This window comes from Polynucleobacter sp. HIN11 (genome assembly GCF_030297675.1).
GTDB lineage: Bacteria > Pseudomonadota > Gammaproteobacteria > Burkholderiales > Burkholderiaceae > Polynucleobacter.
Map to the genome: position 1 here is coordinate 1,499,879 of NZ_AP028142.1, position 15,049 is coordinate 1,514,927.

At 48.6% G+C, this 15,049-nt stretch carries 13 protein-coding genes; 8 read left to right on the plus strand and 5 right to left on the minus strand.

The features are described 5' to 3' along the window. Position 1 precedes the first annotated feature (1 nt). Genes glcF through proC form a run of 3 tightly spaced genes read left to right on the plus strand, consistent with a single transcriptional unit; the run spans position 2 to position 2,831 of the window. Complete coding sequence (gene glcF / locus QUE60_RS07515) at positions 2 to 1,255, plus strand: glycolate oxidase subunit GlcF (RefSeq protein ID WP_286226592.1); 1,254 nt, start codon at positions 2 to 4, stop codon at positions 1,253 to 1,255. Next, a complete protein-coding gene (locus QUE60_RS07520; RefSeq protein ID WP_286223458.1) occupies positions 1,252 to 1,986 on the plus strand; it encodes a YggS family pyridoxal phosphate-dependent enzyme in 735 nt (244 codons plus the stop codon). Before glcF ends, QUE60_RS07520 begins: the two co-directional genes overlap by 4 nt. Continuing rightward, positions 1,983 to 2,831 carry a pyrroline-5-carboxylate reductase gene (gene proC, locus QUE60_RS07525; RefSeq protein WP_286226593.1) on the plus strand — a complete coding sequence of 283 codons (849 nt, stop codon included), beginning with the start codon at positions 1,983 to 1,985 and terminating at the stop codon, positions 2,829 to 2,831. The genes QUE60_RS07520 and proC overlap by 4 nt, the downstream gene beginning before the upstream one ends. 1 nt (position 2,832) lies before the next feature. Here the strand turns inward: proC and ubiA are convergent, their stop codons facing one another. From ubiA to recG, 3 genes are read right to left on the minus strand one after another with little or no spacing between them, the layout of a single operon-like run. Further along, positions 2,833 to 3,693, minus strand: a complete 861-nt coding sequence (gene ubiA, locus QUE60_RS07530) for a 4-hydroxybenzoate octaprenyltransferase (protein ID WP_353506051.1) — start codon at positions 3,691 to 3,693, stop codon at positions 2,833 to 2,835. Beyond that, positions 3,693 to 4,619: a LysR substrate-binding domain-containing protein gene (locus tag QUE60_RS07535; protein WP_286226595.1), complete on the minus strand. Its 927-nt coding sequence runs from the start codon at positions 4,617 to 4,619 to the stop codon at positions 3,693 to 3,695. Before QUE60_RS07535 ends, ubiA begins: the two co-directional genes overlap by 1 nt. 10 nt (positions 4,620 to 4,629) lie before the next feature. Next, complete coding sequence (gene recG, locus QUE60_RS07540; RefSeq protein WP_286223462.1) at positions 4,630 to 6,738, minus strand: ATP-dependent DNA helicase RecG; 2,109 nt, start codon at positions 6,736 to 6,738, stop codon at positions 4,630 to 4,632. Positions 6,739 to 6,768: 30 nt separating this feature from the next. Between recG and queA the strand changes: the two genes are divergently transcribed. From queA to secF, 5 genes are all read left to right on the plus strand, one after another. Further along, positions 6,769 to 7,830, plus strand: a complete 1,062-nt coding sequence (gene queA, locus QUE60_RS07545) for a tRNA preQ1(34) S-adenosylmethionine ribosyltransferase-isomerase QueA (protein WP_286223463.1) — start codon at positions 6,769 to 6,771, stop codon at positions 7,828 to 7,830. A 12-nt stretch (positions 7,831 to 7,842) separates the two neighbouring features. Then, positions 7,843 to 8,997, plus strand: a complete 1,155-nt coding sequence (gene tgt, locus QUE60_RS07550) for a tRNA guanosine(34) transglycosylase Tgt (protein WP_286223464.1) — start codon at positions 7,843 to 7,845, stop codon at positions 8,995 to 8,997. A gap of 88 nt (positions 8,998 to 9,085) precedes the next feature. Continuing rightward, the gene (gene yajC, locus QUE60_RS07555; RefSeq protein WP_108508995.1) at positions 9,086 to 9,415 is read left to right on the plus strand and encodes a preprotein translocase subunit YajC; all 330 of its coding nucleotides are present in this window, start codon (positions 9,086 to 9,088) and stop codon (positions 9,413 to 9,415) included. 40 nt (positions 9,416 to 9,455) lie between these two features. Next, complete coding sequence (gene secD / locus QUE60_RS07560; protein WP_286226596.1) at positions 9,456 to 11,315, plus strand: protein translocase subunit SecD; 1,860 nt, start codon at positions 9,456 to 9,458, stop codon at positions 11,313 to 11,315. 3 nt (positions 11,316 to 11,318) lie between these two features. Beyond that, entirely contained in the window at positions 11,319 to 12,293 is a 975-nt protein-coding gene (gene secF / locus QUE60_RS07565; protein ID WP_286226598.1) for a protein translocase subunit SecF, read from the plus strand. On the opposite strand, the gene QUE60_RS07570 is transcribed toward secF, so the two are convergent. Beyond that, positions 12,271 to 13,647, minus strand: a complete 1,377-nt coding sequence (locus tag QUE60_RS07570) for a 3-deoxy-D-manno-octulosonic acid transferase (protein ID WP_286226599.1) — start codon at positions 13,645 to 13,647, stop codon at positions 12,271 to 12,273. The two genes, secF and QUE60_RS07570, sit on opposite strands and share 23 nt — an antisense overlap. Further along, positions 13,644 to 15,029, minus strand: coding sequence for an adenylosuccinate lyase (purB, locus tag QUE60_RS07575; protein ID WP_286226600.1), 1,386 nt, complete (start codon positions 15,027 to 15,029; stop codon positions 13,644 to 13,646). The genes QUE60_RS07570 and purB overlap by 4 nt, the downstream gene beginning before the upstream one ends. Positions 15,030 to 15,049 lie beyond the last annotated feature (20 nt).

Genomic DNA, 15,049 nt, shown 5'->3' on the forward strand with positions numbered 1-15,049 from the left:
TATGGAAACAAAATTAGCTCCTGAGTTCATCAATACTGTTGATGGTATTGAAGCAAAACGTATATTAGGCAAATGCGTACATTGCGGGTTTTGTACAGCAACTTGTCCAACCTATCAACTTTTGGGTGATGAGTTGGATGGGCCTCGTGGTCGCATTTATTTGATCAAACAAATTGCTGAAGGTCAGACTCCCACGGAAAAGACCCGAACCCATTTGGATCGTTGTTTAACGTGTCGAAATTGCGAAAGCACCTGTCCCAGCGGTGTGGAGTATGGCAAGTTAGTTGATATTGGCCGTAAGTGGGCCGAAGAAAAGACAGCCCCTCGCCCCGTTGGGCAGAAGTTAACGCGTTGGCTATTAAAAGAAGGGTTAACTAACAAACCTTTATTTGATTCAGCGATGCGCATTGGTCGCATCATGCGTCCACTGATGCCCGCCTCCCTGGCTCGTAAGGTTCCCAATGGCTTGCCAGCAGGTCCAAAGCCCAATCAACAGCACAACCGCAAAATGCTCATGCTCGATGGCTGTGTTCAGCCTGGCATGCTACCTAACATTAACCATGCCACACTACGGGTGTTTGATGCTTTAGGTGTTCAGTTAATTAGTGCCCCCAAAGCGGGTTGCTGTGGTGCGCTACGGTATCACCTCAATGATCAAGTCGGCGGTCTGGCGGATGCGAAACGCAATATCGATGCGTGGTGGCCATTCATTGAGAATGGCAAGGACTCAGTAGAAGCGATTGTGATGAATGCGTCGGGCTGCGGAGTGATGGTCAAAGACTATGGTCATTTATTGGCGGATGATCCTGTCTATGCAAACAAAGCAGAGCGTGTCTCGCAATTATGTAAAGATGTTTCGGAGCTCTTACCTGAGTTTAAAGACGCATTAATTAGTCGAATTGGCGCACATCCAAAACCTGGTGTGGTTTACCATCCTCCATGCACATTGCAGCATGGTCAACAAATTCGCGGGAAGGTAGAAGGTCTTCTCGAAAGTCTGGGGATTTCAGTGCATTTATGTGCTGACAGCCATCTATGCTGCGGCTCAGCGGGTACATACTCGATTTTGCAAGCCAATCTTTCTGAGCAATTACGGGCTCAGAAACTTCAAAATCTTGAGGCCGCCTGTACGCAATCAGGATCTAAAACAATCGTCTCTGGCAATATTGGCTGCATTAGTCATTTACATCAAGATGATCTACCTGTGCGCCATTGGATTGAAATCATCGATCAATTGTTGCCAAAAAACCCATGAGTCGGATTACTGATCGCCTGATGGCTGTTCGGCATCGCATTGATGCAGCCGCTGAACACTGTGGTCGGGATCCTGAGTTAATTGAATTAATTGCTGTTAGCAAAACCTTTCCGGCGAGCGCGATTGAGGAAGCGATGCATGCTGGTCAAAAAGCCTTTGGTGAAAATTATGTCCAGGAGGCAGTCGAAAAGATTCAACGACTCGATCAACTGCGTCCATGGCTGGAGTGGCATTTTATTGGTCCGCTGCAAAGTAATAAAACATCGGATATCGCCCAACACTTTGATTGGATTCACACCATTGATCGCGAGAAAATTGCGCAACGGCTCTCGGATCAACGACAAGCCCATAGTCGTCTGGGCCCCCTTCAGGCATGCGTTCAGGTCAATATCAGTCAAGAAGAAAGTAAGTCGGGTGTAATGCCAAGCGATACCTTGCAACTGTGTAAGGTGGTAGCTTCGCTTCCGGGCTTGGTATTGCGAGGTCTTATGGCTATCCCAGCTCCCAGTTCCAATGAGGCCGAGCAGCATGAAGCTTTTGCAGCAATGCGGCACTTGTTTGAGGATATTCGGATGCAAACTCAAAGAGTGGCTGGTTTTGAAGACTTTGATACCCTTTCCATGGGAATGTCCGACGATCTTGAGGCGGCGATTGCTGAGGGTGCCACGATGGTGCGCGTTGGTAGTGCAATTTTTGGAGAGCGCAAACAAAGCGCTAAGATAGAGTCATGACAAATATCCAACCGATGAATACCGTATTTATTGGTGGTGGCAATATGGCCAGAGCGATTATTGGTGGTCTCTTGCAGCAAGGGGCCAACTCAAAGTCCATTTGCGTGATTGAACCTCAAGCACAAACTGCCAAACTGCTTGAGAATGATTTTTTGATTCCAACCTATGCGGCTGTAAGCGATGCGCGTCAGAAAATTGATACAGCACACATCATTGTTTTAGCCATCAAGCCCCAAGACTTTAAGACCGCAGCCACTGAACTAAGTAAGTATTTGCAAGCTGTTGCTCATGGCCCCGTGATCCTGAGCATTGCAGCCGGAATCCAAATTGCTGATATGTCACGCTGGCTTGAATACTCCGCATGCATTCGTGCCATGCCCAATACCCCTGCCCTGATTAATCAAGGGATCACCGGTTTATTTGCACCAGCTTGCGTCAGTGAGCAGCAACGCAAATACGCTCAAATGATTGGCTCCGCTGTTGGTAAAGTCATTTGGGTCTCTGATGAATCCCAAATGGATGCGGTGACCGCCTTATCAGGAAGCGGCCCGGCATATGTATTTGCTTTTTTAGAAGCCCTTCAAGCTGGGGGGGAGAAGATGGGGCTTGCGCCAGAGATCGCTCGTGAGTTGGCTAATCAAACTCTGATGGGCGCGACCACCCTTGCTCTCCAGTCTTCCGAATCCCCCGCGAGTCTTCGTCAAAAAGTAACCTCCAAAGGTGGAACTACTGCTGCTGCACTTGATGTCCTTGATCAACGGCAGTGGGCAGCGATTTTGCAAGACGCCCTACTGGCTGCTCAAAAACGTGGGGCGGCCATGGCGAAAGAATTTGGGCAATCCTAGACTACGAGCGCAGCGCTAGCCCAAGCACAATTCCTAAAAAGAGCGCAGCCCCCAACCAATTGTTGTGTAAGAAGGCTTTAAAGCATGCTTCGCGCTGCCGGGTGGCGACTAATCGCAGTTCGTAAATAGCGCAACCGAGCGCTAAGAACCAGCCCACATAGAACCAAGAACTCAGGTCAATCATCTCGGCCACCCAAATTTGGGAGGCCAACAAGAGCCCATAACAAATCGAGATTGCCGTTACATCAAACCGCCCAAAGGTAATGGCAGACGTTTTAAGTCCCAAGCGTAGATCATCATCGCGATCGACCATGGCATAGGCAGTATCGTAGGCAATCGCCCAAAAAACATTGCCAGCAAATAAAATCCAGGCCTCTAGCGGTATGTGATTTTGTACTGCCGCAAACGCCATGGGAATACCAAAACCAAATGCCAGGCCAAGGATTGCTTGAGGGATTGAAAAAAAGCGTTTCGTAAAGGGATAAATGGCTGCTAAGAGAACTGCCACAACCGATAACTGCTTGGTCAAGCCATTTAAAGGCTGAATCAATCCAAATGAGATCAATGCCAAAATCACGGCGATTGCAATTGCCTCGTACTTAGATATTTTTCCACTGGTAAGTGGGCGATGCTGTGTGCGTTCTACGTGCTTATCAAAATGACGGTCAGCATAGTCATTAATCGCGCAACCAGCACTGCGCATCAAGACCGTTCCCAAGCAAAAGATCAATAGGATGATTGGGTTTGGAAAGCCATCGCTTGCAATCCAAAGGCCCCAAAGTGTTGGCCACAGTAGTAAAAGAATGCCGATGGGCTTATTCAAGCGCACCAGATGAATATACGACTGCAAACGCCCAGAAATCAGAGCAACCTCGCTCCAGGTAAGTCGCACGCTCGAATGGTCCGAGCAATCGCCTTCATAGCCTCAACCCTGGGATAGCCTTTACGCCAGACCAAACTAACGCGCCGCGTTGGCTCAGGTGATTCAAATGGGATGTAGAGGATCAATCCTTCACGATCATTTGGATTACTGACTGAGGTGCGCGGCAAGACCGTAATTCCGATTCCGCCGGCGACCATTTGTCGGATGGTCTCTAGCGAGGATCCCTCAAAACTACGATGCTCCCCAAGCGTTAGGCCTGTGCCAAATCGATTGAGTTCTGGGCAAACGCCCAGCACATGATCCCGAAAGCAATGGCCTGCCCCTAGCAAGAGTGTATTTTGTTCCTTCAGTTCTTTTTGGCCAATCGATGTTCGGTCTGACCATTCATGCCCTTTAGGGATCGCCACCAAGAAAGGTTCTTCATAGAGATCAACAAAATCCAAGCCAGCACTTGGAAATGGGTCCGCCAAAATGGCACAGTCAAGCTCTCCTTGACGCAACATCTCGATTAAACGGACCGTAAAGTTTTCTTCCAAAAATAATGGGGCCTTCGGTAAGGTGTCGCGTGCTACACGAACGAGACTGGGTAGCAAATAAGGAGCGACGGTATAAATTGCACCAAGTCGCAACGGTCCAGATAGGGGATCCTGCCCATGCTTTGCAAGATGCTTGAGTGCGTTGGCTTCCTCGAGTACCCGTTGTGCCTGCTGAATAATCACGGCACCAAGGGTTGTGAGAGCCACGTCTGAACTGGTGCGCTCAAATATTTGGGTTTGCAATTCTTCTTCTAACTTTTTAATCGCAACCGATAAAGTGGGTTGCGATACATGACAGGCTTCAGCGGCACGTCCAAAATGGCGCTCACGAGCAACTGCAACGATGTAACGAAGTTCAGTTAAGGTCATATGCTTATTATCAGGCCTTTAGAAAATCTGTGCGCGAACCCAGCCAGCGTCCCAAATGCGCTTCAACCAGCTCTGGGTAGGCGCGTAACCAATGCTCAGCAAGCTCTTGTGCAACCTGAATTAACCAGGCATCGCGCTGTAAATCGACAAAGCGCAACATGGCTTCACCCGACTGCCTTGCTCCCAAAAGCTCGCCAGGACCACGCAAAGCAAGATCGCGCTCCGCAATTACAAATCCATCAGAAACCTCGCGTAGGGTCTGCAAACGTTCTTTAGCAGCCAAGGATAGAGGCTCGGAATACATCAAGATGCAGGCTGACTGATTAGAGCCCCTGCCAACACGACCTCGCAATTGATGGATCTGTGCATAACCAAAGCGTTCAGCATGCTCGATCACCATTAGTGCAGCATTGGGAACATCTACTCCAACCTCAATCACCGTGGTTGCCACCAATACGTCAATCTGACCGGCTTTGAAGGCGGCCATAATGGCCGCTTTCTCATCCGCTTTCAGACGCCCATGAATCAAAGCTAGCTTGTATTCGGATAAATATTCAGATAACTCAGCATGACTAGCAACTGCTGTTTGTAATTGCAAGGCTTCTGACTCTTCAATCAGCGGGCAAACCCAATAGGCCTGAAGACCCTTTTGCAACCACTGCTTCAAACCCTCAATCACCTCGTGGCGCCTAGCATCTTTAACCAATTTGGTGGTAATTGCTTGTCGTCCCGGTGGTAACTCGTCGATGACCGAGACATCGAGATCGGCATAATAGGTCATTGCCAGGGTTCGCGGGATCGGGGTAGCAGACATCATGAGTTGGTGGCAGTAGTAAGTTTCTGAACCAATACGCTGAGTGATCTCCAGGCGCTGACGAACCCCAAAACGATGTTGCTCATCAATCACTGCCAATCCCAGTGCGGCGAATTGAACGGCATCCTGAATGAGCGCATGCGTTCCCACAATGATTTGAGCTGTACCCGATGCAATCATTTCTTGTGCATGTTTTTTTTCTTTCCCTTTCATGCCACCTGATAACCAAACCACACAAATGCCGAGTGGCTCAAACCACTCCTTAAATTTCCAGTAATGCTGTTCTGCCAAAATTTCAGTAGGCGCCATGATGGCCGCCTGAAATGAGCGCTCCACTATCTGTGCGCTGGCTAGAGCTGCGATGATGGTTTTACCGCTCCCAACATCACCTTGCAAAAGACGATTCATGGGAAATGGTTCGGATAGATCATGGGTAATCTCCGACCATACTCGTTGCTGTGCATTGGTGAGCTCGAACGCCAGGGAGCGCATCAGTTGTAAAGGAAGGTTTTCTAATTTCTTTGGTGAGCTCGATTGTTTTGGCGGCGCAGGACGCGCTCTGCGAGTAGCATGCGCTCGCTTTAAAGAAATTTGTTGCGCAAGGAGTTCTTCCAATTGCACCCGACGCCAAGCGGGATGGGTTCGCTCAATGATGGATTGAGTATCAGCATCAACCGGTGGCTGATGTAAGTAATAGATGGAATCTCGTAGGCTCCACTTCATCACGCTTTGTGCGGCAGGGCTTAAAGCGCTCTGCGGAATTGTTTCTGCCAACCAGGCTTCTAAGCCGGGATCCTTCAAGGCATTGAGTACTGCCTTACGAATTTTGGCCTGACTCACTCCCGCAATCACCGAATACACCGGGGTTAGGCTTTTGGGCAAGGGTGTATCAGGCGATACAACGCGCACCGTCGGGTGGACGATTTCTGGGCCGAAATAACCATCCCGAATATCACCCCGAACCCGTACATGGACCCCAACTGCCATTTGTTTTTGTTGACTGGGGTAAAAATTTAACCAACGAAGGTTTAAGCTACCTGTAGCGTCCTCGATCGTCACTAAAAGCTGGCGACGGGGTCGATAAACGACTTGACTACGAATCACTCGCCCTTGGGTTTGAACGGGACCTTGGAATGAAGATGCACAGGCCTCGTCAATCGTCCACAGCTCGGTTTCATCCTCGTAACGAATAGGCAAATGAAGAGCCAATGCGGCAGGCGTAGTCAGCCCCATTTTCTCGAGTAGATTAGGAGACCCCTCACGGCTCGGTGTTTTAGGTGCTTTTGTGTTGGACTTGGCTCTCATGGTTAGAATCCCAACACCGATAGTAATGCCATGCAATTATCCGACTTCAACTACGACCTCCCGCCTGAGCTAATCGCTCAGCATCCTCTTCCACAACGATCCGCCAGCCGGCTCTTGGAGCTAGCGCAGACTGCGGATGGGAGACCTGAGTGCATTGATCGTTCATTTACCGATATTGTCCAATTAATTGGTCCAAACGATCTCCTTATTTTTAATGACACCCGAGTTATTCCAGCCCGCCTGTTTGGCCAAAAGGAAACCGGTGGACAGGTTGAGGTTTTGATTGAACGCATCACGGGGCCCAATCAAGCGATTGCTCAAATTCGTGCATCCAAGGTCCCAAAACCTGGTGGAAAAATTCGGCTGCGTGCCTATTCGGACATAGTCGCGCCTGAGACCGCCCCAGAACTCGTGGTGAATGGTCGAGTCAATATTGGTGGCAATAGTGATTTCTACGAAATTTTATTTCCTGAGAATGCAATGTCTGTATTAGAGAGCTATGGTGAACTCCCATTACCTCCCTACATTAGCCACACACCCGATGAGGAAGATGCCAATCGATACCAAACGGTGATGGCTCAAAAACCCGGAGCGGTAGCCGCTCCAACCGCGGGCTTGCATTTTGATGAGGCTCTACTCAAGCGCCTACGGGATCATGGGGTACAACAAGCAGCTATTACCTTGCACGTTGGCGCAGGGACATTTACCCCAGTCCGGCATGAGGACTTGGCGCTCCATCAAATGCACTACGAGTGGTACTCGATCCCGAAAAATACGATAGAGGCAATTGAACGTACCAAACAAAATCAGGGCAAGGTGATTGCTGTGGGCACTACAAGCATTCGAACACTGGAAAGTTATGCCATCACCGGTCAACTTGAAGGTGAAACGAATTTATTTATTACGCCTGGCTTTGAGTTCAAAATCGTCGACGCACTCATCACGAATTTTCATTTACCAAAGTCAACACTTCTCATGCTTGTTAGTGCCTTTGCTGGAGTCGATGCGATTCGCTACGCCTATGCACATGCTATTCGCGAGCGCTACCGTTTCTTTAGCTATGGTGACGCGATGTTCCTACGGCGAACCTGAGACAATGCGGGTATGAGCCCACTCGAATTCACATGCATTAAAGAGGACGCCGATAGCCACGCGCGTCTTGGGAAAATGCGCCTACCCCATGGTGAGGTTCAAACTCCTATTTTTATGCCAGTAGGCACCTACGGTACCGTAAAAGCCGTTACCCCTCGTGACCTACACGAAATGCAAGCCCAAATTATCTTGGGCAATACCTTTCACTTATGGCTGCGTCCTGGCTTGGATGTCATTCGTAAACATGGCGGCCTGCATCGATTTATGGGCTGGGATAAACCGATCCTAACTGACTCAGGAGGCTTTCAGGTATTTAGCTTGGGCGCTCTTCGCAAAATTACCGAGGATGGCGTCACCTTCTCTTCGCCGATTAATGGCGATAAATTATTTATGTCGCCAGAAGTATCCATGGAGATTCAGGCAACGCTCAATAGCGATATTGCAATGCAATTTGATGAATGCACACCCTATGAAACTCAAGGGCAGCCCACTTCCGAAAAATCCGCGAGTGAATCTCTGCAACTGTCACTACGTTGGGGCGAGCGCTCGATCAAGCGCTTTCGAGAACTCGAAACCGGTAATGCCCTATTTGGAATTGTTCAGGGTGGCATGTATGAAACACTTCGAGACGAATCACTCGCGGGTGTAGCCACTCAAGGCTTTGATGGGATTGCGATTGGGGGTCTATCGGTTGGCGAACCCAAGCCTGAATTTGAGCGCATCTTGAGTCATACGGGGCCGCGCCTACCCAAACACTTACCGCATTACCTGATGGGGGTTGGAACCCCTGAAGATTTAGTGCTTGGGGTCAGCATGGGGATTGATATGTTTGATTGCGTGATGCCAACGCGTAACGCCCGAAACGGTTGGCTATTTACCCGCTTTGGGGATCTCAAACTTCGCAATGCCGGCTACCGTGACGATGATCGACCGATTGATATGCAATGCGCCTGCTATACCTGCCGACACTTTACCCGCTCGTATCTGCATCACCTCCAAAAAGCCAATGAAATCCTCGGGGCTCAGTTAAATACGATCCATAATCTTCACTACTACCTTGAGCTCATGGAAGGCATTCGCTCTGCTCTTAAAGAGGGGGTTTTCTCGCAATTTAAAGCCCTGTTTCATCGCCAACGCCAACGCGGCATTGAGCCCCACCAAGACTAAGGCTTTAGGGTTAGTCTCAAAATCCCGGCTGAGCGCCAGTCGGTTTAGAATTGCGGCTTATGTGTCGTAATTAATTGGAGGCCCCAAGATGTTGATTAGCAATGCTTTTGCGCAAAGCGCGCCTGCTGCAGGTGGTGATGCTGGTGGATTAATGAGTTTTATTCCCTTAATCCTTATGTTCGTGGTGCTTTATTTCATCATGATTCGTCCACAGATGAAGCGGCAGAAAGAGACCAAAGCGATGCTCGAGGCACTAGCAGCTGGCGATGAGGTCATTACTGCCGGTGGTATTTTGGGGAAAGTCACTGCTGTTAAAGATCAGTACGTAACCCTTGAGCTAGTTCCAGGTACCGAAGTGCAGATGCAAAAGAATGCAGTAACGAGCGTTCTACCCAAAGGTACGATTAAATCCGTTTAATAAATCAGGGCGCTTTATTGGCGCTCACTAAGCCAGCACTATGAATCGCTACCCCCTTTGGAAATACCTTGTTATTGGGGTAGCTCTCGTCATTGGTTTTTTGTATGCCTTACCCAATATCTTTGGTGAGGCACCCGCAGTTCAAATCTCCGCAGCCAAACCTACGATAAAGGTCGACCTCACTACCCAATCTCGGATTGAGTCACTGCTGAACGAGTCAAATATTCAAAACACGGGGATTTTCTTTGAGCGCACTGGGAATGTCGGTAGCATCAAGATTCGCTTTGAAAATACCGATACACAACTCAAAGCACGGGATTTAATTAATCAGAAGCTCAATGTGGATCCCAAAGAGCCCAACTATATTGTGGCGCTCAATCTTCTCTCCAATACACCCAATTGGCTTAGCTCAATTAATGCTCTTCCTATGCCTTTGGGTCTTGACCTGCGTGGTGGTGTGTATTTCTTATTGCAAGTCGATATGCAAGGAGCAGTCCAGAAGAAACTGACTTCCTTGGCGACTGATATTCGTGGACAACTGCGTGATAAAGGGATTCGTCATCAAGGCATTGAGCGCGCAGGCGACGCCATTACGATTCGCTTTGGATCGACTACAGAAGCAGATGCTGCCCGCGCGGCACTAGCAGGCCCTCAAGCTGATCTAGAGTGGCTTCTGGAGAAATCAGCCGATGGCGCCAAACTGGTTGGGCGATTTAAGGCTAGTGCACTGAAAGAAGTTCAAGAGAATGCTGTCAAGCAAAACATCATCACCCTCAATAAACGCGTCAATGAATTAGCGGTCAAAGAGCCGGTGATTCAACAACAAGGGGCGGAGCGCATTGTGGTGCAACTTCCAGGCGTTCAAGATACTGCGCGCGCCAAAGATATTATTGGTCGTACTGCAACCCTTGAATCCCGCCTAGCGGATCCAGTCGCTTCAACGATTGGCCTCAATGAAACCCCGCCACCCGGTACCGATGTATTTCGTTTTGGCGAGAATCGCCTCGGGGTTTTTAAAAAATCCGTGATCTTTACTGGCGATCGCATCACGGATGCGAGCGCTGGCTTTGATCAGAACCAACGTCCCTCTGTCAACATCTCACTTGATGCCGCTGGTGGACGAGTGATGCAAGAGGTGACGCGTGAGAACATTGGTAAGCCCATGGGCATGATTCTGTTTGAGAAGGGTAAGGGTGAGGTGCTCACCATTGCGACGATTCAAAGTGAGTTTGGCTCCAAGTTCCAGATTACTGGCCAACCCACCACTGAAAGCGCCAATGATCTTGCACTCCTTCTGCGCGCTGGATCCTTAGCCGCCCCCATGGAAATTATTGAAGAACGCACCATTGGCCCCAGCCTTGGTCTTGAGAACATTGAGAAAGGATTTAAATCCTTGATTTATGGATTCGCAGCCATCGCGATTTTCATGATTGCCTACTATCTTCTATTTGGCCTATTTTCGGTCATTGCCTTGGGCGTCAATATTGTTTTACTCATTTCTTTACTTTCGATGCTGCAAGCCACTCTTTCCCTTCCAGGCATTGCCGCGATGGCTTTGGCGATTGGTATGGCGATTGACTCTAACGTTCTCATCAATGAGCGGATTCGAGAAGAACTCCGCAATGGTGCAGCTCCCCACACCGCAATTGCAATTGGCTTTGATAAAGCATGGGCGACTATTTTGGACTCCAATATCACTACCTTGATTGCTGGAATCGCCTTGCTTGCTTTTGGCTCTGGGCCGGTTAAAGGCTTTGCAGTGGTCCATTGCCTCGGCATTTTGACCTCCATGTTCTCCGCGGTCTTTTTTGCCCGGGGCGTCGTCAATCTTTGGTACGGACGACAAAAGAAATTGCAATCCATTTCAATTGGCCAAGTTTGGCGACCACAGGGGAAATAAGTTATGGAATTTTTCCGTATCCGCAAAGACATTCCCTTCATGCGCCATGCATTGCTACTCAATGCATTCTCATTCATTACCTTCCTGGCGGCAGTATTTTTTATCTGGCAAAAGGGCTTGCATCTCTCGATCGAGTTTACGGGTGGTACTGTGATGGAGATAACCTATCCTCAAACTGCCCCGCTTGACACAATTCGTGATCAGATCGCAAAAATTGGATACACGGATACCCAAATTCAGAACTTTGGGAGCTCACGCGATGTCATGATTCGATTACCGCTCCAACGGGATCAAACGGGTCAAGTCATTCCATCCGCACAGCAAAGCAGCGCAGTCATGCAAGTTCTCGAAGCAAATAATTCGGGTGCTAAATTACAACGAGTGGAGTATGTTGGTCCTCAGGTTGGCAAAGAGCTTGCAGTTGATGGGGTGAAGGCTCTCATCTTTGTTGTGATTGGCATCATGATTTATCTCGCATTTCGTTTTGAGTGGAAATTTGCGGTTGCAGGTATTTTGGCCAATCTGCATGACGTAGTTATTATTCTCGGATTTTTTGCTTTCTTCCAATGGGAATTCTCGCTCTCCGTTTTAGCTGCTGTGTTGGCGGTTCTTGGCTACTCGGTTAATGAATCAGTGGTGATCTTTGATCGAATTCGTGAAAATTTTCGCAAGCAACGTAAAATGAATACGCGTGAAATTATTGATAGTGCGATCACGGGCACGATCAGTCGAACGGTTATTACGCACGGTAGCACCGAAATGATGGTTATCGCCATGTTGATTTTTGGTGGCCCAACCTTGTTTTATTTTGCTCTAGCTCTAACGATTGGCATCTTATTTGGAATCTATTCCTCGGTATTCGTTGCTGCTGCTATTGCGATGTGGCTTGGAATTAAACGCGAAGACCTGATCAAAGCCGATCGCAAACCGAACGAAAACAATCGCCCTGATGATCCTAACTTTGGAGCGCAGGTCTAAGCTGTTCTAAGATTCGTTGAGTTGCGCCTTGATGTTCTGCAGCAAAACGAAGTGCCTTGCCCGAACGATCTTGACGCTCTCCAGTATTAATAAGAAGCGATTCAATGGTTTTCGCTAGGGCATCCACCAATTCGGGATTACTATCACCGGTTACTCGGATCGCCGCACCGCAAACAATTGCGTCTTCACTGGCCTTCTGAAAATTGTAGGTATGTGGGCCCAAAATCACTGGGCAACCATTTGCACACGCTTCAATTAAATTTTGTCCACCGGTTGGCAAAAGACTGCCGCCCATCACTACAAAATTACTCGCTGCGTAATAAGCCGCCATCTCGCCCATCGAGTCGCCTAGCAGAACATCAATCTTTGCCCAATGTAAGGATGGGTCCATTTCTTCACTAGAACGTGGATCACTAAAACTCGAGCGTCGCTCAAAGGCCAATCCCGTTTGATAAATAAGATCGGCAACCTCAGAGAATCGATCAGGATGACGTGGCACCATGATCAGTAATGGCGGATGAGGCCAAGTGTTGGTCTTCAGAATATGCTTCCAGGCATCCAAAATGATCGATTCTTCGCCAGCTCGGGTACTGGCTGCGCAAACCACAAGGCGTCCCTGGGCTTGAACAACATTTTTCCAATGCGTTCCTAGGGCGATTGTTTCGGGTTGGCTGGCAATATCAAACTTCATATTTCCAACAATCCGCACGCTCTCAACACCAAGGGCTTGATAATGCTTCGCATCATGGGCTGACTGCGCCAAAATAGCCGTGAATGACTGGAATAGTGCTTGCCCCGCTCTCCCAAAACTCTGTACCCGCTTAAAACTACGTTCGGATAAGCGAGCGTTGATCAGAAAAAGGGGGATCCCTAGTTGGCGCGCCCGAAATACAAAACCAGGCCAGGCCTCGGTTTCCATGAGAAGGCCCAATCGGGGCTGAAAATGCTTCAAAAAGCGTTCGATCGCCCAACAAATATCGTAAGGTAAGTAGACTTGTACAAGTCGACCCTGTTGAATCGCTCTCCAATATATCTTGCTGCCAGCCTCACGTCCCGTGGGAGTCATGTGGGTCAAAAGAATCGAGTGGCCCTCATGGAGCAGTGTCTCGATTAAGGCTTGTGTGGCATGCGTTTCGCCTACCGAGACCGCATGAATCCATATCGGCCGACTCTGAAATTTCTTCGTTTGATTGAATCCAAAGCGCTCGGCTATATGATGACGGTAACCACGATGGTGACGACTGCGCCACAAGAGCCGACCGATGACAACGGGTATTAAGAGATGCCAAATTGCCTCATACAAAAAATAGAGGCCAAAGGGGTAATGCGCAGCTGGGCGATTGGATCGACTCAACGCTTACTTGGCTTCAATCGCGATGCCAACTCTGCGGCTTTGCCCGTATATGAAGCAGGGGTCATTTTTAGTAAACGCTTCTTCTCTGGCTCAGGAATCGCAAGGGTTTTAATAAAACGCTGCAAGATATCGCGTGTAATGGCCTTACCGCGAGTTAAATCCTTTAATTGCTCGTAGGGGTTTTCAATCCCATAGCGGCGCATCACGGTTTGAATAGGCTCAGCGAGAACTTCCCAACAATCATTTAAATCGGATGCAATCGCCGCAACATTGACCTCTAATTTAGAGAGTCCGCGTAAGGCGCTGTCATAAGCCAATACGCTATGGCCAAATGCTGGACCCAAATTACGTAAAACGGTAGAGTCAGTAAGGTCACGCTGCCATCTTGAAATCGGAAGCTTTTCGGCTAAATGACGCAGGAGTGCGTTCGCAATCCCAAGATTACCTTCAGAGTTCTCAAAATCAATTGGATTGACTTTATGCGGCATAGTAGAAGAACCAATCTCGCCTGCCTTCGTTTTTTGCTTAAAGTAACCCAGAGAAATATAGGCCCAGAAATCACGATCGATATCTAGCAAAATTGTATTGGCACGAGCAATGGCATCAAATAACTCAGCCATGCCATCATGGGGCTCAATCTGAATCGTATAGGGATTAAATTCCAAACCAAGACGCTTTTCGACAACCCCTCTAGCAAACTGCTCCCAGTCAAAGTCTGGATATGCTGCTAGGTGAGCGTTGTAATTACCGACCGCACCATTCATCTTGCCAAGTAGCGCGACATTGCTAATCGCCTGAATCGCTCGCTCTAGGCGTTTTGCCATATTGGCAATTTCCTTACCCAAAGTGGTTGGTGAGGCTGGCTGACCATGGGTTCTAGAGAGCATTGGAATGGTGGCATTCTGAACCGCGAGCTCATTTAAAGCCTTCAAAACTAAACGCAGTTGCGGGATTAATACATGATCACGTGCACCTCGCAACATCAGACCATGTGAGGTGTTATTAATATCCTCCGAAGTACACGCAAAGTGGATGAACTCGCTTGCCTTAAGTAATTTTGGACGTTTTGCTACTTTTTCTTTTAACCAATACTCAACCGCCTTGACATCGTGGTTGGTGATTGCCTCAATCTCTTTGATACGCTGTGCATCTGCTTCCGAAAAATCACTGGCCAGCTTTAAGAGAAATGCTTCATCGGCTGCATCAATCTTAGGAATATTCGCTAACTTTGCTTCGCTCAGGGCCAAAAGCCACTGGATTTCGACCACCACCCGCTGTTGCATAAATGCTGCCTCAGATAGCCAAGGACGCAGGGCATCGAGTTTTTTCGCATACCGGCCATCGAGTGGTGATAGTGCTGTTAAGGAAGATAGCGTGGACAAGGGGTTCTCATTACAAAGTG